20 protein-coding genes and 5 pseudogenes are annotated in these 17,643 nt (G+C 68.6%); 18 read left to right on the top strand and 7 right to left on the bottom strand.

The window, feature by feature from the left end; translation table 11 throughout:
* Positions 1 to 64 precede the first annotated feature (64 nt).
* A pseudogene (locus AVHM3334_RS12110) lies at positions 65 to 630 on the top strand (GNAT family N-acetyltransferase).
* Between the two features lie 9 nt (positions 631 to 639).
* On the opposite strand, the gene AVHM3334_RS12105 reads toward AVHM3334_RS12110, so the two are convergent.
* Positions 640 to 1,533 (bottom strand): LysR substrate-binding domain-containing protein, encoded by an 894-nt coding sequence (locus AVHM3334_RS12105; RefSeq protein ID WP_284412598.1) that lies wholly within the window; start codon positions 1,531 to 1,533, stop codon positions 640 to 642.
* 179 nt (positions 1,534 to 1,712) lie between these two features.
* On the opposite strand from AVHM3334_RS12105, the gene AVHM3334_RS12100 reads away from it, so the two are divergent.
* Genes AVHM3334_RS12100 through AVHM3334_RS12090 form a run of 3 tightly spaced genes read left to right on the top strand, consistent with a single transcriptional unit; the run spans position 1,713 to position 3,171 of the window.
* Positions 1,713 to 2,630, top strand: coding sequence for a DMT family transporter (locus AVHM3334_RS12100; protein WP_284412596.1), 918 nt, complete (start codon positions 1,713 to 1,715; stop codon positions 2,628 to 2,630).
* The gene (locus tag AVHM3334_RS12095) at positions 2,579 to 2,782 is read left to right on the top strand and encodes an SDR family oxidoreductase (protein ID WP_502869896.1); all 204 of its coding nucleotides are present in this window, start codon (positions 2,579 to 2,581) and stop codon (positions 2,780 to 2,782) included. Before AVHM3334_RS12100 ends, AVHM3334_RS12095 begins: the two co-directional genes overlap by 52 nt.
* The gene (locus tag AVHM3334_RS12090) at positions 2,743 to 3,171 is read left to right on the top strand and encodes a hypothetical protein (protein WP_349816618.1); all 429 of its coding nucleotides are present in this window, start codon (positions 2,743 to 2,745) and stop codon (positions 3,169 to 3,171) included. The genes AVHM3334_RS12095 and AVHM3334_RS12090 overlap by 40 nt, the downstream gene beginning before the upstream one ends.
* Here AVHM3334_RS12090 and AVHM3334_RS12085 read toward each other — a convergent pair.
* Positions 3,149 to 3,433: a winged helix-turn-helix transcriptional regulator gene (locus AVHM3334_RS12085; RefSeq protein ID WP_284412594.1), complete on the bottom strand. Its 285-nt coding sequence runs from the start codon at positions 3,431 to 3,433 to the stop codon at positions 3,149 to 3,151. The genes AVHM3334_RS12090 and AVHM3334_RS12085 overlap by 23 nt on opposite strands.
* A 39-nt stretch (positions 3,434 to 3,472) precedes the next feature.
* Between AVHM3334_RS12085 and AVHM3334_RS24060 the strand changes: the two are divergent.
* A pseudogene (locus AVHM3334_RS24060) lies at positions 3,473 to 3,829 on the top strand (SDR family NAD(P)-dependent oxidoreductase); the annotation flags it as partial.
* Positions 3,830 to 4,203: 374 nt separating this feature from the next.
* On the opposite strand, the pseudogene AVHM3334_RS12075 reads toward AVHM3334_RS24060, so the two are convergent.
* A pseudogene (locus tag AVHM3334_RS12075) lies at positions 4,204 to 4,629 on the bottom strand (molybdopterin cofactor-binding domain-containing protein); the annotation flags it as partial.
* A 211-nt stretch (positions 4,630 to 4,840) separates the two neighbouring features.
* Here AVHM3334_RS12075 and AVHM3334_RS12070 point away from each other — a divergent pair.
* From AVHM3334_RS12070 to AVHM3334_RS12045, 6 genes and pseudogenes are all read left to right on the top strand, one after another.
* Positions 4,841 to 5,323, top strand: coding sequence for an NUDIX hydrolase (locus AVHM3334_RS12070; RefSeq protein WP_284412590.1), 483 nt, complete (start codon positions 4,841 to 4,843; stop codon positions 5,321 to 5,323).
* Positions 5,324 to 5,569: 246 nt separating this feature from the next.
* Positions 5,570 to 6,453, top strand: a pseudogene (locus tag AVHM3334_RS12065) (DUF6402 family protein).
* Entirely contained in the window at positions 6,453 to 6,866 is a 414-nt protein-coding gene (locus AVHM3334_RS12060) for a hypothetical protein (protein WP_284412588.1), read from the top strand. Before AVHM3334_RS12065 ends, AVHM3334_RS12060 begins: the two are co-directional and overlap by 1 nt.
* 55 nt (positions 6,867 to 6,921) lie before the next feature.
* On the top strand, positions 6,922 to 7,329 hold the full coding sequence (locus AVHM3334_RS12055) for a hypothetical protein (RefSeq protein WP_284412586.1): 408 nt from the start codon (positions 6,922 to 6,924) through the stop codon (positions 7,327 to 7,329).
* Between the two features lie 38 nt (positions 7,330 to 7,367).
* Entirely contained in the window at positions 7,368 to 8,486 is a 1,119-nt protein-coding gene (mnmA, locus tag AVHM3334_RS12050; RefSeq protein ID WP_284412584.1) for a tRNA 2-thiouridine(34) synthase MnmA, read from the top strand.
* 231 nt (positions 8,487 to 8,717) lie between these two features.
* Entirely contained in the window at positions 8,718 to 10,379 is a 1,662-nt protein-coding gene (locus AVHM3334_RS12045) for an L-lactate permease (protein WP_284412582.1), read from the top strand.
* A gap of 51 nt (positions 10,380 to 10,430) precedes the next feature.
* Here AVHM3334_RS12045 and AVHM3334_RS12040 read toward each other — a convergent pair whose 3' ends face one another.
* The 3 genes from AVHM3334_RS12040 to AVHM3334_RS12030 form a co-directional block, all read right to left on the bottom strand.
* Positions 10,431 to 10,553 carry a hypothetical protein gene (locus AVHM3334_RS12040; RefSeq protein WP_284412580.1) on the bottom strand — a complete coding sequence of 41 codons (123 nt, stop codon included), beginning with the start codon at positions 10,551 to 10,553 and terminating at the stop codon, positions 10,431 to 10,433.
* A complete protein-coding gene (locus AVHM3334_RS12035; protein ID WP_284412578.1) occupies positions 10,550 to 10,888 on the bottom strand; it encodes a serine/threonine protein kinase in 339 nt (112 codons plus the stop codon). Before AVHM3334_RS12035 ends, AVHM3334_RS12040 begins: the two co-directional genes overlap by 4 nt.
* Before the next feature lie 153 nt (positions 10,889 to 11,041).
* On the bottom strand, positions 11,042 to 11,917 hold the full coding sequence (locus AVHM3334_RS12030) for an MBL fold metallo-hydrolase (protein ID WP_284412576.1): 876 nt from the start codon (positions 11,915 to 11,917) through the stop codon (positions 11,042 to 11,044).
* A gap of 155 nt (positions 11,918 to 12,072) precedes the next feature.
* Here AVHM3334_RS12030 and AVHM3334_RS12025 point away from each other — a divergent pair, with 155 nt between their 5' ends.
* The 4 genes and pseudogenes from AVHM3334_RS12025 to AVHM3334_RS12010 form a co-directional block, all read left to right on the top strand.
* Positions 12,073 to 12,393, top strand: coding sequence for an ArsR/SmtB family transcription factor (locus AVHM3334_RS12025; RefSeq protein WP_284412574.1), 321 nt, complete (start codon positions 12,073 to 12,075; stop codon positions 12,391 to 12,393).
* 5 nt (positions 12,394 to 12,398) lie between these two features.
* Entirely contained in the window at positions 12,399 to 12,827 is a 429-nt protein-coding gene (locus AVHM3334_RS12020; RefSeq protein ID WP_284412572.1) for a YeeE/YedE family protein, read from the top strand.
* Positions 12,828 to 12,849: 22 nt separating this feature from the next.
* Positions 12,850 to 13,272, top strand: a complete 423-nt coding sequence (locus tag AVHM3334_RS12015) for a DUF6691 family protein (protein WP_284412570.1) — start codon at positions 12,850 to 12,852, stop codon at positions 13,270 to 13,272.
* A 130-nt stretch (positions 13,273 to 13,402) separates the two neighbouring features.
* Positions 13,403 to 13,709: pseudogene (locus AVHM3334_RS12010) on the top strand (DJ-1/PfpI family protein); the annotation flags it as partial.
* Between the two features lie 94 nt (positions 13,710 to 13,803).
* Here the strand turns inward: AVHM3334_RS12010 and ssb are convergent.
* Positions 13,804 to 14,376, bottom strand: coding sequence for a single-stranded DNA-binding protein (ssb, locus tag AVHM3334_RS12005; RefSeq protein ID WP_284412568.1), 573 nt, complete (start codon positions 14,374 to 14,376; stop codon positions 13,804 to 13,806).
* A 192-nt stretch (positions 14,377 to 14,568) separates the two neighbouring features.
* Between ssb and AVHM3334_RS12000 the strand changes: the two genes are divergently transcribed.
* From AVHM3334_RS12000 to AVHM3334_RS11990, 3 genes are all read left to right on the top strand, one after another.
* Entirely contained in the window at positions 14,569 to 15,927 is a 1,359-nt protein-coding gene (locus AVHM3334_RS12000; protein WP_284412566.1) for a chloride channel protein, read from the top strand.
* Positions 15,928 to 15,972: 45 nt separating this feature from the next.
* Positions 15,973 to 16,455 carry a C40 family peptidase gene (locus AVHM3334_RS11995; protein WP_284412565.1) on the top strand — a complete coding sequence of 161 codons (483 nt, stop codon included), beginning with the start codon at positions 15,973 to 15,975 and terminating at the stop codon, positions 16,453 to 16,455.
* A gap of 61 nt (positions 16,456 to 16,516) precedes the next feature.
* The gene (locus AVHM3334_RS11990) at positions 16,517 to 17,632 is read left to right on the top strand and encodes a 3-deoxy-7-phosphoheptulonate synthase (protein WP_284412563.1); all 1,116 of its coding nucleotides are present in this window, start codon (positions 16,517 to 16,519) and stop codon (positions 17,630 to 17,632) included.
* Positions 17,633 to 17,643: the final 11 nt, after the last annotated feature.

Below are 17,643 nucleotides of genomic sequence, written 5' to 3'. Positions count from 1 at the left end.
GCGCTCCATTCGCTTATCGCAGTCCGGACCATCGCCCACCCCTTCGCCTGCCTCCCTGCTCTCCATGCCGACCCGCACACCCGCTTCTGATCGCCCGTCACCGGTCTCCCGGCCCATCCCGCGCCCGCTCGCCGTGGCGGACCTGCCCGGGTTGCTGCAGGTGCAGCGCGCCTGCTATGGCGAGGGCTTCGAAGAAAGCCACGCGGTGTTCCTGCGCCGCCTGACGAGCCCGGCCCAGTGCTCGCTGGCCCTGGAGCAGGGCAGCCAGCTGTGCTCCTATCTCGCGGCCTACCGCTCGGTGCTCGGCAAGGTGACGCCGCTGCACGGCGACTTCGAGGCCGTGGCCAGCGGGAACGGGCCCGACGCGCTGTACCTGCACGACATGGCGGTGTGGCCCGCCTTGGCCGGACAGGGCCTGGCGCAGGCGCTGCTGGCAGCCGCCTGGGCGACGGCGAGCGCGCAAGGGCTGCGGCACAGCGCGCTCGTGTCCGTGCAGGGATCGCAAGGCTACTGGGCACGGCACGGCACGGCTATGCACCGATGCCGCTCGCGGATGCCGCGCAGCAGCAGCGCCTTGCCAGCTACGGCGAGGGGGCCGTGTACATGGTGCGCACGCTGCCAGCAGCGTAGAGCGCTACGCTACCCCGCGCCGCCGCCGCGCTCCGCTCCCGCCTGGGCCACGATCCAGTCGCGAAAGCGGCGCAATTCGGGATCGATCAGCGCCGGTGCCGCGTACACCAGGTGATAGGCCAGCGGCGTGGCGAGGGTGCCGGCCTGCACGCCCATCAAGGCCCGCGTGGCCAGTTCGCGCGCGATGAGGGCGCGGCGCACCAGCGCAAAGCCCCGGCCCGCCACCGCAGCTTCGATCGCGCCGTTGGAATCGGCGAACACCACGCCCTGTTCGGTGTTTACCCGTGGCATACGGTGCGCTTCACACCACAGCCGCCAATCGCCGCGGTGCTCGTCGTGCAGCAGGCGCGGTCCGTCGATGTCGCGCGCCCGTGCGATGCGGCGCGGCGCCACCAGGCGCGGGCTGCACACGGGCACCAGGTCGTCGGCCAGCAGCGCTTCGGCGCGCAACCCGGGATAGCGGCCCATGCCGTGGCGCACCGCGAAATGCACGCCTTCTTCGGCCAGATCGACGGTGCGGTTGGTCGTGCTCACATGCACGTCGAGGCCCGCGGCGTGCTGCTGGAAGTCCTGCAGGCGCGGCACCAGCCACTGCACCGCAAAGCCCGGCGTGCAACTCACCAGCACCACGCGCCGCGCGCCCATGGCGACCCGCGAGGTGGCATGGCCGATCACGGCGAGCGCATCGCTGCAGGCGGCCTGGTATTCGGCGCCTGCGCGGGTGAGCGCCAGGCCGCGTGGCAGGCGTTCGAACAATGCGCAGCCCAGAAACTCTTCCAGCTTGCGCACCTGCTGCGAGACGGCGCCGGGCGTGACGTGCAGCTCGATGGCAGCACGCCGCACGCTCAGGTGGCGCGCGGTGGCTTCGAAGAAGCGCACGGCGATCAGGGGAGGCAAGCGCATGACCGTTCAGTAGAAATAAACAGTCGCGCAGCATAAATGGTTTGCACGGCCCCGCCGGATTTCGAAGAATGGCACTCCAGCGCCGGGCCCTGCCAGGGGCCTTGCCGAAGGCCTCCGGTTTCGTTTTTTCTTTTCGTCGTTGCCGATTCGGCGGGGTCCGCGCCCCGCCCGCCCCGCCCATGTCCCTCGCCAGCCTGATCCGCCTGTTCGCCCTGGCCGCCCTGTGGGGCGGCAGTTTTCTGTTCATGCGCATCGCCGTGCCGGTGCTGGGCGCAGTGCCCACGGCTTTCGGGCGCGTGGCGCTGGCGGCGGCGGGCCTGATGGCATTGCTGGCGTTCGCGCGGCTGCGGCCGGCCTTTCAGGGCAAGCTCACCGCGGCGTTGGTGCTGGGCGTGGTCAATTCGGGCGTGCCCTTTTTGATGTTCGCGTTGGCCGCACGCTCGCTGCCCGCGGGCTACAGCGCCATCCTGAATGCGACCACCCCGCTCATGGGCGTGCTGATCGGCGCGGCCGCGTTCGGCGAACGCATCACGGCGGCGCGCACGGCGGGCGTATTGCTCGGCATGGCCGGGGTCGCGGTGCTGGCGCAGACCGGCCCCGTGGCCCTGTCGCCGCAGGTGCTGGCCGGCATGGGTGCGTGCCTGGTGGCCACCGCGTGCTATGGCGTGGCAGGGTTTCTCACGCGGCGGTGGATCACGTCGCGCGGCGGGCTGGACAGCCGCCTCGTCGCCGTGGGCAGCCAATGGGGCGCCGTGCTGGTGCTGACCCCCTTCGCGGCCTGGGAGGTGTGGCGCCAGCCCGGCCTGCCCGCCACCTGGCTGGCCGCGCCGCCCGTGGTGTGGGCCGCCATGCTCGCCATGGGCCTGCTGTGCACGGCCCTGGCCTATGTGCTGTATTTCCGGCTCATCGCCGACGTGGGACCGCTCAAGGCGCTGTCGGTCACGTTCCTCGTGCCGCTGTTCGGCGTGGCCTGGGGCTGGCTGATCCTGGGCGAGGCGGCCACGGGCGCGCACGCGGCCGGCGGCGCGCTGATCGCGGCGGCGCTGTGGCTGGTGCTTCGGCCGGCGGCCCCGGCAGTGGCCCCGAAGGGGCGTTAGCCAGGCGGCGCGCCGCCGTGCCGCTGCAGCGCAGCGGCACCGTGGAGGAAGTCGCCGCGGCCATCGCCTTCCTGGCCTCCGACGGAGCGGCCTGCATCAAGGGGCAAAGCTGGTGGTGCAGGCGGCCTACCGGGTCGGGTCCCACACGCTGAAGAACCGCTGGCTGTGGGGCATCGCCATGGCGGCGTTCGTGGCCATCTTCGCGTTGCAGGTGCCGTTCCCCGCCATCGTGCTGCTGGCCGCCGCGGTCGGCCATGTCGGCGGCAAGGTGGCACCGCAGGCGTTTACCGGCGGCGGCCATGGCGAGTCGGCGGCGCCGCAGCGCCCAGGCGCGCTCATCGACGACGACACGCCCGCGCCGGCCCATGCGCTGTTTTCGTGGGCACGGCTTTGCAAAGTCGTGGCCATCGGCCTCGGCCTGTGGCTCGTCGCGCTGGGGAGTCTCTGGGCCCTGTTCGGCTGGAATGCGGTGCCGACGCAGATGGGCAGGGCTCTGACCCGCGTCGGCGGCGCCCGACTCAGTCGGGGTTCACCAGCTTGATGGCCCGCGTTCCGAGCGCCGCGCCCGTTACCGCATCGATCGCCACGGGCTCGATGTCGGTGCCGTTTTCGACGTCCACGAAGCGCACCAGCCGGCCCGTGCCGCGGTGCTTGCGGCCCCACGCGCCGATCATGAAGAGCACCGGCAGGTAGTCCAGCCCCGCAGCGGTCAGCACGTATTCCTCGCGCGGAGGGCGCTCGGAGTACTGCCGCTTTTCCAACAGCTTTTCCTCGGTCAGGGCGGCCAGGCGCTTGGTCAGCATGGTGGGCGGGATCCCGAGACTCTTCTTGAACTGGTCAAGATGCTGCGCCTGGACATCGATGACGACGAGTCCATTCAACATTTCACCGAAGCGCTGTTCGCCCAGACCCAGCAGCTGGACGTGCTGCTCAACAACGCGGGATACATGGTGACCGGCCTTGCCGAAGAAACCTCCGTGGACGTGGGACGGGAGCAGTTCGAGACCAACTTCTGGGGCACGGTCAAAGTCACGAATGCCTTGCTTCCGCATTTCCACCGCCAAAAGCACGGCCAGATCATCACGGTGAGTTCGATCGTCGGCTTGATCGGCCCCCCCAATCTGTCTTACCACACCGCCTCCAAGCATGCCGTCCAGGGGTTCTTCAAATCCCTGCGATTCGAGTTGGCCCCCTTCAATATCAAGGTGAGCATGGTGGAGCCCTCGTGGTTCAAGACCCATCTGGCCCACAACGCCGTTTCGGCCACCACCGGCCGCATCGCGGACTACAACGCCTACCGCAAGCAGGCCGACGCGGCGACGCAAAAGGGCATCGACGAAGCGGAGGCACCCGATGCCGTCATTCAGACCATCACCCACCTGATCGGGAACAAAGAACCCCGCTTCAGCAACCCGGTGGGAAAGATGACCGGAATGATCCTTTTGTCCAGAGGGCCGCGGACCGCAAGTGATTCACCCGCGCTGCAGCGCAGGCATCAACCCGCCAGCGTTTCCTTGGCTGGCGCGACCTGCATCTGCCGTGGAATCGCCACCCCGTTTCTCACGCTCAATACCTCCGCCATCACGCTCACGGCGATTTCGGCAGGGGTCTTGCTTCCGATGAACAGGCCGATCGGCCCCCTGAGGCGCGCCAGCTCATCCTCGGTCAGGTCCAGTTGCGAGATGCGCAGCGCCGTGTAGCGGTGGGCCCCGGCATACAGCAGCCGCGTCTGCGCGATGGCGTCCTCGGGATCGCCGCCTGGCAGGTTGCCCGACCAGCTCTCGTGGCCGATGGCGGTGATGCGGCCGTCCTTGCCCGCCCCGATGCGGATGCGCTGCATGGTGGCGGGCCGGTGCGTGCCGTTGTTGGCCATCAGCGGGCGCTGCATGGCCACCTTGACCGGCCGGCCGGCCGCCCGCGCGCCCAGTGCCGCCAGCACGGTGTCGGCCCGCAGGAAGAGCTTGCCGCCGAAGCCGCCGCCGATGAAGGGCGACACCAGCAGGCAGAGCTTCTTGCGTGACCGGCATGCCCTGTTCGCCGCACCCGAACGGGTAGCGCGCCACGGGGTGCAGGCGGCCCGGCTGGCTGCCGCTGGCGCAGCAGGGCTGACGGGCTCCGCTGCGGCCGGCTGTGGCTTTTCGCGCCACACCCACGCATTTGCCTGCATCGCGCCCTATGGCACGCCATGCCCCGTCGTCATAATGGCCGCCATGCCGAACCGCTGGAAACCCAACGCCACCGTGGCCGCCATCATCGAACAGGACGGCCGCTTCCTGCTTGTGGAAGAAGACACGGCCGACGGGCTGCGGCTCAACAACCCGGCGGGCCACCTGGACCCGGGCGAATCGCCCATCGACGGCTGCGTGCGAGAGGTGCTGGAGGAAACCGCCTGCGACTTCACGCCCGTGGCGCTGGTGGGCGTGTACCTCAACCGCTTCACCCGCACCCGCACGGGCGACGACATCACCTACCTGCGCTTTGCCTTCACCGGCTCGGTCGGCCCGGTGCATGCCTGGCGCACGCTGGACGACGGCATCGTGCGCACGGTGTGGATGACGCTGGACGAGATCCGCTGCTGCGCCGACCGGCACCGCAGCCCGCTGGTGCTGCAGTGCATCGAGGACTACCTGGCCGGCAAGCGCTACCCGCTGGAGTTGATCCACACCGACCCGAGCGTGCTGCAGCCGCGCTGACCCCGGCGGGTCGCGCGGTGCCGGATTCCATTCCCCATTGGGGCCTCCATGCCCCAGGAAATGCTGAATCGCCTGCGATGAAAACTGCGCCGTCACACGCCGCCTGCCCGCCGCAGGCGCCAGCCCATCGGCCGGGTGGTTACGTGCCGTCACCACAAAACCGCTCCATCCCTCGGCCCGAAACGCCCTTTCCCCGAGAATACGGCCCTTGAAAAACAAGGGAACACCAGGGGGGAGAAAAAGCCCATGAACGACATCGTCCCTATCGATGGGGAGCGCCTGCGCTCGCAACTCGAGAAGAAACTGCCGCCCAAGGTCCGGCGCTTCCGGCTCGAGGACATTCCCGGCGTGATGCGCTCGCGCCTGGGGTGGCCGGCGGCGGCGGCGCTGATGGAGCGGTGGTTCAGGGGGGGACGGGGTTTGCGATCGGTCTGCCGATCAAGCGCAGCGAGCAACCCAATCAGCTACACCAGCTACCCGCCTCGCAACTGGAAGAAAACGCGGTCACCATGCAATGGGCCTTGGGCTTTGCCCGGGTGCGGGCGGTGGTGTCCCAGTTGCAGGTGCGATGGAATAGTCCTGCCGGAATACAGCGGCTACAAAGGCAGGTCACACGACAAACATTGGGACAGACCCGGCCCTGGCGTTTCGGCGATCTGAACCAGCCGGCCAAGATCCTGGACGACACCTGCCAGGTGAATTTCCTAAAAGTAGGCCGATTCAGCGACCCCGTGGACGACTTCTACGGCGCCATGGGCGAGGCCACGCTCAAGATCGCGGTGTCGGGCCTGGTGACGCCCAAGGGGCCAGGCAAGGTTGCCATTGCGGTCAACGAACTGGCCTTCTACCTGCGCGACGCCTATGACTTCAACGACGATTCCTTCCTGTCGCAGCCGCTGGGCTTCTGGGGGCCCGGTGGCGTGGAGCGCACACCCCGGTCCGCCATGGACATTCCCCTTGACGAGCAATGGATGTACGCCGATGCCGACGAGGCAGGCCGCCAGAGCTATCTGGTGCAGAACAAGCATTTCAGGCAATGGCGCGCCCTGCATGGCCGGGGTGGGGACTTCATGATCGTCTCCGACGTGCACCGCGTGCGCCTTCCGTTTCCCGTCACGCTGGAGTGGTGATGAAGCTGTCCAATCTCAAAAAGGTTCCCTGCATCGTCTGGTGCCTGGCCTTGAATGCCTGCGTGCTGCTGGGCTGGCGTGCGACCACGCCCACGCTCTTCAACAGCTACAACAGCCCCCACTATGTCTATCGGCTGGAGATGTACAACGCATCGCTGTGGCAGCGCATCGTGCATTACGACCAGAAGGACCCCGCCCTCTTCCGCCTGTACCGGGTGGACCCCAGGGAACTGCTGGGCGAAAGCGAGGTGGTCGATCTTTCAGGCGGCAGTTCGATCGACTGGCAGCTCGACCCACCCGTGCAAGCCAACAAAGTCTATGCTAGCCCTGGGGTCGTCTTTGAAAACATCCCATCGGAATGCACGGAGGCCGCGCAAATACCGGGCTGCCCTAATACCAAGCCGCCGGAGTGATCGTCTCCGACGTGCACCGCGTGCGCCTTCCGTTTCCCGTCACGCTGGAGTGGTGATGAAGCTGTCCAATCTCAAAAAGGTTCCCTGCATCGTCTGGTGCCTGGCCTTGAATGCCTGCGTGCTGCTGGGCTGGCGTGCGACCACGCCCACGCTCTTCAACAGCTACAACAGCCCCCACTATGTCTATCGGCTGGAAATCTACAACGCATCGCTGTGGCAGCGCATCGTGCATTACGACCAGAAGGATCCGGCCGTCGTCCGCCTGTACCGGGTGGACCCCAGGGAACTGCTGGGCGAAAGCGAGGTGGTCGATCTTTCAGGCGGCAGTTCGATCGACTGGCAGCTCGACCCGCCCGTGCAAGCCAACAAAGTCTATGTTGGCCTGGATGTCATGTTTGAAAACATCCCATCGGAATGCACGGAGACCGCGCAAATACCGGGCTGCCCCAATACCCGCCCCTGAAGCACGGCCGCGGCGGCATAAAAAATACAATCCCGGGCATGACAGCAACCCCCAAGCACCGCATCGTCGTCGGCCTGTCCGGCGGCGTGGATTCCGCGGTCACCGCCCATCTGCTGAAAGCCATGGGCCATGAGGTCGTCGGCATCTTCATGAAGAACTGGGAAGACGACGACGACAGCGAATACTGCTCCTCCAACATCGACTTCGTGGATGCGGCCGCCGTGGCCGACGTGCTCGGCATCGAGATCGAGCACGTCAATTTCGCCGCCGAGTACAAGGACCGGGTGTTCGCCGAGTTCCTGCGCGAATACCAGGCGGGCCGCACGCCCAACCCCGACGTGCTGTGCAATGCCGAGATCAAGTTCAAGGCCTTCCTGGACCACGCCATGCGGCTGGGCGCCGAGAAAATCGCCACGGGCCACTACGCCCGGGTGCGGCAGAACGCGTCGTCGGGACGGTTCGAACTCCTCAAGGGGCTCGACCCCGCCAAGGACCAGAGCTATTTTCTGCACCGCTTGAACCAGGCGCAGCTGTCCAAGACGCTGTTTCCCGTGGGTGAGCTGCACAAGACCGAAGTGCGCCGCATCGCCGAGGCGATCGGCCTGCCCAACGCGAGGAAGAAGGATTCCACCGGCATCTGCTTCATCGGCGAGCGGCCGTTCCGCGACTTTCTCAACCGCTACATCCAGAAGGAACCCGGCGCGATCCGCGACGACAAGGGGCGCGCGCTGGGCCGCCACCAGGGCCTGTCGTTCTACACGCTGGGCCAGCGGCAGGGGCTGGGCATCGGCGGGGTCAAGGAAAAGGGCGCGCAGCGCGGCGCGGGCGACCATGCGCCCTGGTTCGTGGCCCGCAAGGAGCTGGACACCAACACCCTGCGCGTGGTGCAGGGGCACGACCACCCGTGGCTGCTGTCGCACACCCTGCAAGCGGCCGATGCCAGCTGGGTCGCGGGCGAGCCCCCGGCACCGGGCGTCCTCGCCGCCAAGACGCGTTACCGCCAGCAGGACGCCGCCTGCGCGGTGACCCAGGCCGCAGGCACCGATTTCGCGCTGCAGTTTCCCGGCGCGCAGTGGGCCGTCACGCCCGGGCAGAGCGCGGTGCTGTACGACGGCGAGGTCTGCCTGGGCGGCGGCGTGATCGCGGCCTGCCGCTGAGCGAAGCGGGCGGGCGGGCGGGCGGGCGGGGCACTGTCCCGCAGGCGCGCGCCTGCAGCGCTGCGGGTTTTGAAATCGGCTCAATCCTTCGTAGACTGAATTTCACGCACGGCGCGGAACTTTGTTCCTACGGTCGTGCTGACCCGTGTCAGCCGAACCGTCAGGGCACGCACAGAACGATAAAGAACGGATCGCTGCGCACTCCTTCCCGACATCACTGGAGACAAACCAATGACCTGGCAGCAAATCTACGATCCGTTCGGCAACATGGTCTTTTCCACCGCGCTGGCCGCGATTCCGGTGGTCGTGATGCTCGCCGCGCTGGGCTTCTTTCACATCAAGGCGCACATCGCTGCCGGGCTGGGCCTGATCGCGGCGCTGCTGGTGGCCATCTTCGCCTACGGCATGCCGGCCGACATGGCCGGCCGGGCGGCGCTGTACGGCGGCTTCACCGGCCTGCTGCCGATCGGCTGGATCGTGCTGAACATCATCTTCCTGCACCAGTTGACCGAGCAGAACGGCAGCTTCAAGGTGCTGCAGGATTCGCTGTCGGGCATCACCGGCGACCGGCGCATCCAGCTGCTGCTGATCGCCTTCAGCTTCGGGGCGTTCTTCGAGGGCGCGGCGGGCTTCGGCACCCCGGTGGCGGTGACGGCGGCGATCCTGATCGGGCTGGGGTTCTCGCCGCTGGCCGCCTCGGGCCTGTCCCTCATCGCCAACACGGCCCCGGTGGCGTTCGGCGCGCTGGGCACGCCGGTCATCACGCTGGCCAAGGTGCACGGCTACGACCTGATGGAGGTGACGGCGATGGTGGGGCGGCAACTGCCGTTCTTCTCGCTGCTGGTGCCGTTCTGGCTGATCTGGGCGTTCGCGGGGCGCAAGGGCATGTGGGAGATCTGGCCGGCCATCCTGGTGACGGCGGTGGCGTTCGCCGTGCCGCAGTACCTGGTGTCCAACTTCATCGGGCCGGAGCTGGTGGACATCATCGCGGCCATCGTCTCCATGGCCTCGCTGGTGGCGTTCCTGCGCGTGTGGAAGCCCAGGACGGTGTGGACCTCCGCCTCGCTGCGCGGGCGCGACGTGAGCGCCTCGGAGGCCAAGCCGCCCCAGCCCGTGGCGCAGCACAGCCGCAGTGCGCTGATCGCCGCATGGATGCCCTGGGTGATTCTGTCGGTCTTCGTCTTCGTCTGGGGCCTGCCGCCGGTCAAGGCCTGGCTCAACGGCCTGTTCGCGCCCGCCTTCCCCATGGCCGGCCTGCACGACCTGATCGAGAAAGTGCCGCCCGTGGTGCCCGTGCCCACCAAGGAAGGCGCGGTGTACACCCTGAACCTGCTGTCGGCCACCGGCACCGCCATCCTGCTGTCGGCGGTGGTGAGCGCCATCTTCATGAAGTACAACCCCGTCGCCATCGTGCGCACGTTCTTCAAGACGATCTGGCTGGTGCGCTTTTCGCTGCTGACCATCGTGCTCATGCTGGCCCTGGGCACGCTCACGCGCTATTCGGGCACCGACACCACGCTGGGCCTGGCGTTCGCCAACACGGGCGTGTTCTACCCGTTCTTCGGCACGCTGATGGGCTGGCTGGGGGTGGCGCTCACGGGGTCGGACACGGCCTCGAACGTGCTCTTCGGCGGCATGCAGAAGGTGGCGGCCGAGCAGCTGGGGCTGTCACCCAACCTGATGGGCGCGGCCAACAGCTCGGGCGGGGTGATGGGCAAGATGATCGATGCGCAATCGATCGTGGTGGCCTCCACCGCCACCCGCTGGTTCAACCACGAGGGCGACATCCTGCGCTACGTGTTCTTCCACTCCATTGCGCTCGCGTGCCTGGTGGGGCTGTACGTGACGCTGCAGGCCTACGTGTGGCCGTTCCACTTGATGGTGGTGCATTGATGCGGGGCCTGAGGAGGCCAATGGTCTTTTCGGCCTCCAGCGCATATTCCCCTAGGGGACATAGCTATTAAAATCATAGCAATTGAAAAAGGGCGCCTCGGCGCCCTTCGCTTTTGCGGTCGTCGCTGGCGGCAGGGCCTTCTCCTCGAAGGCGCGCTGCAGCGCGGAAATCATTCGGTGCGCTTGGCGTCCGGATCGCTCGGGCCGTTGCGGTCGGACAGCAGTTCGGCCGGTGGCTCCAGGTCGCCGCTGTCGCTGCCTTCGGCCTCCCAGGTGCCGCCATCGCGGCCGGTCTTGCCACGGGGGTGGGCCATGTCGGTGCCGTCGTCGAAGTTCAGCGGGCCGCCGCTGCGCGGGTCGTCGAACGGCTGCACGGAAATCTCGGCCAGGCCGTCCGAGACGTCCTGCTCGGCCTCCAGATGGTCGTTGATGTCATCGCCTTCCGGCATTTCGGCCGTGGGGTCGTCGGTCGGGTCGATGGCGGTATCGGGCAAGGTGGGTGTGCGCATGGAAAGCTCCTTGGGCTGGGGATGTTGCGGGGTGTCGCGGGCGCGGTCCGGAACGGGAGCGCCGTGTGGTCACAGCTTCACCCAACCCGCGCGGCGGGGCGGTGGGCGCGGCACCTGTCCCCGGGTAGGAGCGATCCCGCACGCCGGCACCGTTCAAGCCGGGGTGGCGAAGGCGTTCAGCGGAATGCGCAGGTAGGCGATGCCGTTCGCCTCGGGCGGCGGCAGTTGCACGGCCCGCACGTTGACCTGCAGCGACGGCAGCAGCAGCGCCGGCACGCCCAGGGTGGCATCGCGGGCGCGGCGCAGCGCCACGAAGGCCGCCTCGGTCACGCCGCCGCCCACGTGGAGGTTGTGCCGGCGCTGGGCGTCCACGGTCGTTTCCCACTGCGGTGCGCGGCTGGCCGGCGGGTAGTCGTGGCAGACGAGCAGGCGCGTGTCGCCCGGCAGCGCCAGCAACCGCTGGATCGAGCGGTAGAGCGTGGCCGCATCGCCCCCGGGAAAGTCGGCGCGCGCCGTGCCCACATCGGGCATGAAGAGCGTGTCGCCCACGAACGCCGCGCCATCCACCAGGTACGCCATGTCGGCCGGCGTGTGCCCGGGCACCCACAGCGCGGTGAGCGGCGTCCGGCCGAGGTGAATCGTTTCGCCATCGCGCAGCAGGTGGTCGAAGGGGCTGCCGTCTGCGGCGCCGGCCTGCGCGGGAAACAACCGGCCGAAGGCGGCCTGCACGGTGCGGATGTGCTCGCCCACGGCGATGCGGCCGCCCGCCTGCGCCTGCACATAGGGCGCGGCCGACAGGTGGTCGGCATGCACGTGGGTTTCCAGAATCCACTGCACCGCCAGCCCCTGCGTGCGCACATGGGCCAGCACCGCATCGGCCGAACGGGTGGATGTGCGCCCCGCCGCCGCATCGAAGTCGAGCACCGGATCGATCACAGCCGCGCAGCGGGTCGCCAGGTCCCAAACGAGGTGGGTCACCGTGCCGGTGGCGGGGTCGAAGAACGACTGGAGAGCGGTGGAGCGGGACATGGAAGCGGCTTTCATCAGGGATCAGGGCAACAATCTAGCGACAGATATTATGTAATTTGATATATTGAAGTCAACGCCGCCCATCCCATCGGTTTTGCACCGTTTCTGCACGGTTCTCCGGTTCTTCGCGGTTTTTACCGAATCTCCATTCATTCATGGACCCCCAGGCCACCCCCATCGACCCCGAACGGCTTCGCCAGGCCGCCACCCAGGCCGTGGCGGCCCTCAAGGCCCTGGCCAACGAAGACCGCCTGCTGCTGCTGTGCCAGCTGTCGCAAGGCGAGCAGTGCGTGAGCGAGCTGCAGGCGCGCCTGGGGATCCAGCAGCCCACGCTGTCGCAGCAGTTGGGCGTCCTGCGCACGCAGGGCGTGGTGGAAACCCGCCGCGAGGGCAAGAACATCCACTACCGCGTGGCCGACGCCTCGCTGCTCGAAATCCTGGCGGTGCTGTACCGCCTTTACTGCCCCAAGGAGTGAGCCGCATGGCCATCGACTGGAACGTCTTCACTCCCGGCACCGCGTTGGCGGGCGGCGCGCTCATCGGCCTGGCGGCCGGGGGCTTCTTCCTGCTGGCGGGGCGCATCGCCGGCATCAGCGGCGTGGTGGGTGGCCTGCTGCGGCCCCGGCGCGGCGATGCCGCGTGGCGCCTGGCCTTCGTGGCGGGCCTGGTGGCCGCGCCGCTGGCGTACGCGCTGGCCGCACCGCTGCCGCCCGTGCGCATCGATGCGGGGCCGGGCCTGCTCGTCGCGGCGGGGCTGCTGGTGGGCGTGGGCACGCGCTACGGGGCCGGCTGCACCAGCGGCCACGGCGTGTGCGGCCTCTCGCGCTTTTCGGGGCGCTCCCTGGTCGCCACGCTGGTCTTCATGGCGGCCGGCATGGCCACGGTCTTCGTGCTGCGGCACCTTGTCTGACGCCAGGCAAAGGAGCGCTTTCATGGCTGTCCTGATCGCTTTCGGCGCGGGCCTGGTCTTCGGGCTGGGGCTGCTCGTCTCCGGCATGGCCGACCCGGCCAAGGTGCTGGGGTTCCTGGACATCGCCGGCCCCTGGGACCCTTCGCTCGCCCTGGTGATGGGCGGGGCGGTGGGCGTGGCCCTGCTGGCGTTCGAGCTGGCGCGCCGGCGGGGCACCACGCTGCGCGGCACGCCGCTGCAATGGCCCACCGCTCGGGGCATCGATGCGCGGCTGGTGGGCGGCAGCGTGCTCTTCGGCATCGGCTGGGGCCTGGCAGGCCTGTGCCCTGGCCCAGCCCTGGTTCTGCTGGGCATGGGTGCGCCTGAGGCCTGGCTGTTCGGCGCTGCCATGCTGGCGGGCATGGCGGTGTTCGAAGGCATCGAGCGCTGGCGCGGGCGCCACTGAAGCGCCGAACCAGCCACGTGGCCACTCGGCATTGCGGCACCTCGCCGCGGCCCGAAGCCATGGAATGCGGGCCGATGTCCTGCGCCGCGATGGCGTTTGGCCGATACGCCGCTGCCGGTGCGGCCCCTAGTTCGATGCCGTGCTGCTGCCTCGCGGCGTGGTCAATGCCGATGCCCTGCGCACCGACGCCAAGGCCCAGGCCTTCGTGAAGGCGATCGATCAGGCCGGCAAACCCATCCACCGTGATCTGCCATGGCGCCTGGCTGCTGGTGGACGCGGGCCTCGTGCGCGGCAAGACGCTCACGAGCTGGCCCAGCCTGGCCACCGACCTGCGCAACGCCGGCGCCACCTGGGTGGACGAAACCGTGCACGTCGAAGCGCACTGGGTCAGCAGCCGCAAGCCCGACGATATTCCGGGGTTCAGCGTGGGCGCCTGAGAGCGCAGGGCAACGGTACGCCGCCATAAAAAAGCCCGACTTCTTCCGAAGCCGGGCCATTGCACCGTACCAAGCCGCCGCAGCGGCCCCATCCTCAAAACGGAATGTCGTCGTCCATGTCGTCGAAGCCCGAGGCCGCACGCGGGGCCTGGGCGACGGGTGCCGGTGCCGGACGGGGCGCGGGGGCTGCAGGCCGCTGCGCAGGGGCCGGGGCCGGGCGGCGTGCCGGTGCGGGGGCTGCGCTGTTGTCGTAGCCGCCGTCGTTGCCACCGCCGCCGTAGCCGCTGTCTTCGTAGCCGCCACCACCGCCCTGGCCGCCACCGCCCATGCCCTGGCGGCTGCCCAGCATCTGCATGCTGTCGGCCCGGATTTCGGTGGTGAATTTTTCCTGGCCGGTTTGGTCGGTCCACTTGCGGGTGCGCAAGCTGCCTTCCACGTAAACCTGCGATCCCTTGCGAAGGTACTGGCCCACGATTTCCGCCAGGCGGCCGTTGAACACCACGCGGTGCCACTCGGTGGATTCCTTGTTTTCGCCGGTGTTCTTGTCGCGCCAGCGGTCGGTCGTGGCGATGGTGACGTTGGCGACCTGGTCGCCGCTGGGGAACGTGCGCATTTCGGGGTCGCGCCCGAGATTGCCCACGATGATGACTTTGTTGACGGATGCCATGGTGCGTAAGGGCCTGTAGAGAATGGTGGAAGAAAGGCACTACGGCCTGCGCAGCTCTGCCGGAGCAGCCTGCGAAGAGAGGCGTCGATTGTGCCCGATTCGCCCCGGGCGCGAAGCACCCCGCCCGCAAGCCCGTGCCACAATAAAAACGCCTTTTCCAACGCCCCAACGCCGGCCCCGGCCTTCCTGCCCATGCACCGCCAACCCGATTTTCTTCACAACCTGCGGCAGGAATTCGCGGATGGCTGGCGGTGGGTGGAACGCGCGATCGTGCTGGCCTACGCGGCGGTGGCCGGGCTTTTCGTGGTGGCGTTCACGCTCATGGCGGAATGGGCGTTCGAGCGCTTCGAGCAGGTGCTGCATTGGCAGGGCGGCTGGGCCGTGCTGCTGTGGACCCCCGCGCTCACGGCCGGCATCGTGTGGGCCACCCGCCGTTTCATGCCGGGGGCCGCGGGCTCGGGCATTCCGCAGGTGATGGCGGCGCTCGAACCCGGTCTGCAGCCCAGCCAGCGCGGCTACTTCGTCTCGCTGCGCATGTCGCTGGCCAAGATCGTGCTGGGCAGCGCGGGCTTTCTGGCCGGGCTTTCCATGGGGCGCGAAGGCCCGTCGGTGCAGGTGGCGGCCGGCGTGATGCAGCATGCACAGCGGTGGCTGGGGCCGCGCTCGGGCATCACCAGCCATGCGCTGCTGGTGGCCGGCGGGGCGGCCGGCATCGCGGCGGCGTTCAATGCGCCGCTGGCGGGCGTGGTGTTCGCCATCGAGGAGCTGTCGCGCAAGCTCGAGTCGCGCAGCAGCGGCCTCATCATCGCGGCCATCGTGCTGGCCGGGCTGATGGGCGTGTCGTTCTTCGGCAACCTGAGCTACTTCGGCGTGATCCGCGTGCCCCGGCTGGGCTGGGACGCGTTGCTGCCGGGCCTGTGCGTGGCACTGGTGTGCGGCGTGCTCGGCGGCCTGTTCGCGAAGCTCATCACGGCCTCGCTCACCGGTGCGCCCAGCCGGCTGAACGCGCTGCGGGCCCGGTTCCCCGTGCGGTTCGCCGCTGCGGGCGGCCTGGGGGTCGCGGTGATCGGCCTGGCCACCGGCGGCGCCACCTTCGGCGCGGGCTCGGAGGCGGTCAAGCACATGCTGATGGGGCAGGCCGATGTGCCGGCGTTCTACGTCACGCTGAAATTCATCGCCACGTGGCTCACCGCATGGTGCGGCGTGCCGGGCGGCTTCTTCGCGCCGGCCCTGTCGATCGGCGCGGGCGTGGGACACAACGTTTCGCTGCTGGCGAGCCCGGACATCGCACCGGCCCTGATCGCCATGGGCATGGCGGCTTTCCTGGCGGCGGTGACCCAGGCCCCTTTGACGGCTTTCATCATCGTGATGGAAATGGTGGACGGCCACGCCATGGTGCTCAGCCTCATGGCCTCGGCCATGCTGGCCAGCCTGGTGTCGCGCATGCTGGTGCGGCCGCTGTATGAAACCCTGGCCATGCACCTGCTGGACAAGGTCGGTGCAGCCCACCAGGCCTCTGCGGCGCAGGCACCGCCGGCGCCACCGCGCTGAGGCTTCGCCGAAGGGTTTTTGCAGCACATCCGTTACCCTCGGCGCATGCGCGCATCAGTCTGCCTTGCCCTGTTGTCCACCGCGCTGGTGCTGGCCGGCTGCGGCACCACGCCCCAGCCGCAGGCTTCGCGCGGCAGCGTCCAGTATTCGCAGCTGTCGCCCGATCAGTCGAGCGACATCGCCATCCATGCGCTGGGCCTGGTCGGCACGCCTTACCGCTACGGCGGCAATACGCCCGAAGGCGGTTTCGACTGCAGCGGACTGATCGGCTATGTGTACAAGAGCCGCGCAGGCATCGCGCCGCCGCGCACCATGGCGCAGCTGAGCGATTTCGGGCAGCCGGTGGATGGCAGCGAACTTCGCACCGGCGACCTGGTGGTCTTCGGCGCGGGCCGGCCGACCCATGCCGGGATCTACGTGGGCGACAACCGGTTCGTGCATGCCCCCTCCACCGGCGGCGAGGTGCGGATGGACCGGCTCGATTCCCGCTACTGGTCCCGGCAGAAGACGGCGTTTCGCCGGCCCTGAGGCCCCAAACCCGCTGCGGCCGCGCGAAAGCCCCTGGCAGGCCCGCGCGACAATCGCGGCCATGACGACCACCGCAACCCCCCACGTGCACCGCACGGCCACCCCGCTTTCCACCCACGACACGACGCGCATCGACGACACGCGCATCAAGGCCGTGCGCCCGCTGATCACGCCCGCGCTGCTGCAGGAATGGCTGCCCACGCCCCCTGCCGCGCTGCAGCTGGTCGAGACCAGCCGCGCGGCGATCTCGCGCGTGCTGCACGGGCAGGACGACCGGCTGGTCGTGGTGGTCGGGCCCTGTTCGATCCACGACCATGGCCAGGCCATGGAATACGCCCGCCAGCTCAAGGCGCACGCCGATGCGTTCGCGCAGGATCTGCTCGTGGTCATGCGCGTGTATTTCGAAAAGCCCCGCACCACCGTGGGCTGGAAGGGTTACATCAACGACCCGCACCTGGATGGCAGCTTTGCCATCAACGAGGGGCTGGAGATGGCGCGCGCGCTGCTGCTGGACGTGCTGGCCCTGGGCCTGCCGGTCGGCACGGAATTTCTCGACCTGCTCAGCCCGCAGTTCATCAGCGACCTGGTGAGCTGGGGCGCCATCGGCGCGCGCACGACCGAAAGCCAGAGCCACCGGCAGCTGGCCAGCGGCCTGTCGTGCCCGGTGGGCTTCAAGAACGGCACCGACGGCGGCGTGAAGGTGGCCAGCGACGCCATCCTGGCGGCAAAGGCCCCGCACGCCTTCATGGGCATGACCAAGATGGGCCAGTCCGCGATCTTCGAGACGCGGGGCAACAACGACTGCCACGTGATCCTGCGCGGAGGCAAGCAGCCCAACTACGCAGCCCCTTCGGTGGAAGCCGCCTGCCAGTTGCTCCAGGCGGCGGGCCTGCGCGCGCAGGTGATGGTGGATGTCTCGCATGCCAACAGCAGCAAGCAGCACAGCCGGCAGATCGATGTGGCCGCCGACGTGGCCGGGCAGGTTGCGGCAGGCGACCTGCGCATCATGGGCGTGATGGTCGAAAGCCATCTGCAGGAAGGCCGGCAGGACATCGTGGCCGGCCAACCCCTGGCGCACGGGGTGTCCGTGACCGATGCCTGCATCAGCCTGGCGCAGACGGTGCCGGTGCTGCAGGGCCTGGCGCAGGCCGTGCAGGCCCGGCGCGCCATGAGATAGATAGACCCGGC

This window comes from Acidovorax sp. SUPP3334, assembly GCF_030159055.1.
In the GTDB taxonomy this organism is placed as follows: domain Bacteria; phylum Pseudomonadota; class Gammaproteobacteria; order Burkholderiales; family Burkholderiaceae_C; genus Paracidovorax.
The sequence above is the reverse complement of the archived record's forward strand: the minus strand, read 5'-3'. Positions and strand labels throughout refer to the sequence as shown.

Bases quoted from the DNA above. Each gene is read 5' to 3' on its own strand.
- AVHM3334_RS12015 (WP_284412570.1), top strand. From the start codon at position 12,850: ATGGCTGTCCTGATCGCTTTCGGCGCGGGCCTGGTCTTCGGGCTGGGG.
- AVHM3334_RS12030 (WP_284412576.1), bottom strand. From the start codon at position 11,917: ATGTCCCGCTCCACCGCTCTCCAGTCGTTCTTCGACCCCGCCACCGGC.
- AVHM3334_RS11995 (WP_284412565.1), top strand. From the start codon at position 15,973: ATGCGCGCATCAGTCTGCCTTGCCCTGTTGTCCACCGCGCTGGTGCTG.
- AVHM3334_RS12105 (WP_284412598.1), bottom strand. From the start codon at position 1,533: ATGCGCTTGCCTCCCCTGATCGCCGTGCGCTTCTTCGAAGCCACCGCG.
- AVHM3334_RS12100 (WP_284412596.1), top strand. From the start codon at position 1,713: ATGTCCCTCGCCAGCCTGATCCGCCTGTTCGCCCTGGCCGCCCTGTGG.
- AVHM3334_RS12035 (WP_284412578.1), bottom strand. From the start codon at position 10,888: ATGCGCACACCCACCTTGCCCGATACCGCCATCGACCCGACCGACGAC.
- AVHM3334_RS12040 (WP_284412580.1), bottom strand. From the start codon at position 10,553: ATGATTTCCGCGCTGCAGCGCGCCTTCGAGGAGAAGGCCCTGCCGCCA.
- AVHM3334_RS12085 (WP_284412594.1), bottom strand. From the start codon at position 3,433: ATGCTGACCAAGCGCCTGGCCGCCCTGACCGAGGAAAAGCTGTTGGAA.
- AVHM3334_RS12000 (WP_284412566.1), top strand. From the start codon at position 14,569: ATGCACCGCCAACCCGATTTTCTTCACAACCTGCGGCAGGAATTCGCG.
- AVHM3334_RS12070 (WP_284412590.1), top strand. From the start codon at position 4,841: ATGCCGAACCGCTGGAAACCCAACGCCACCGTGGCCGCCATCATCGAA.
- AVHM3334_RS12025 (WP_284412574.1), top strand. From the start codon at position 12,073: ATGGACCCCCAGGCCACCCCCATCGACCCCGAACGGCTTCGCCAGGCC.
- AVHM3334_RS12055 (WP_284412586.1), top strand. From the start codon at position 6,922: ATGAAGCTGTCCAATCTCAAAAAGGTTCCCTGCATCGTCTGGTGCCTG.
- AVHM3334_RS12045 (WP_284412582.1), top strand. From the start codon at position 8,718: ATGACCTGGCAGCAAATCTACGATCCGTTCGGCAACATGGTCTTTTCC.
- AVHM3334_RS11990 (WP_284412563.1), top strand. From the start codon at position 16,517: ATGACGACCACCGCAACCCCCCACGTGCACCGCACGGCCACCCCGCTT.
- AVHM3334_RS12060 (WP_284412588.1), top strand. From the start codon at position 6,453: ATGAAGCTGTCCAATCTCAAAAAGGTTCCCTGCATCGTCTGGTGCCTG.
- ssb (WP_284412568.1), bottom strand. From the start codon at position 14,376: ATGGCATCCGTCAACAAAGTCATCATCGTGGGCAATCTCGGGCGCGAC.
- mnmA (WP_284412584.1), top strand. From the start codon at position 7,368: ATGACAGCAACCCCCAAGCACCGCATCGTCGTCGGCCTGTCCGGCGGC.
- AVHM3334_RS12020 (WP_284412572.1), top strand. From the start codon at position 12,399: ATGGCCATCGACTGGAACGTCTTCACTCCCGGCACCGCGTTGGCGGGC.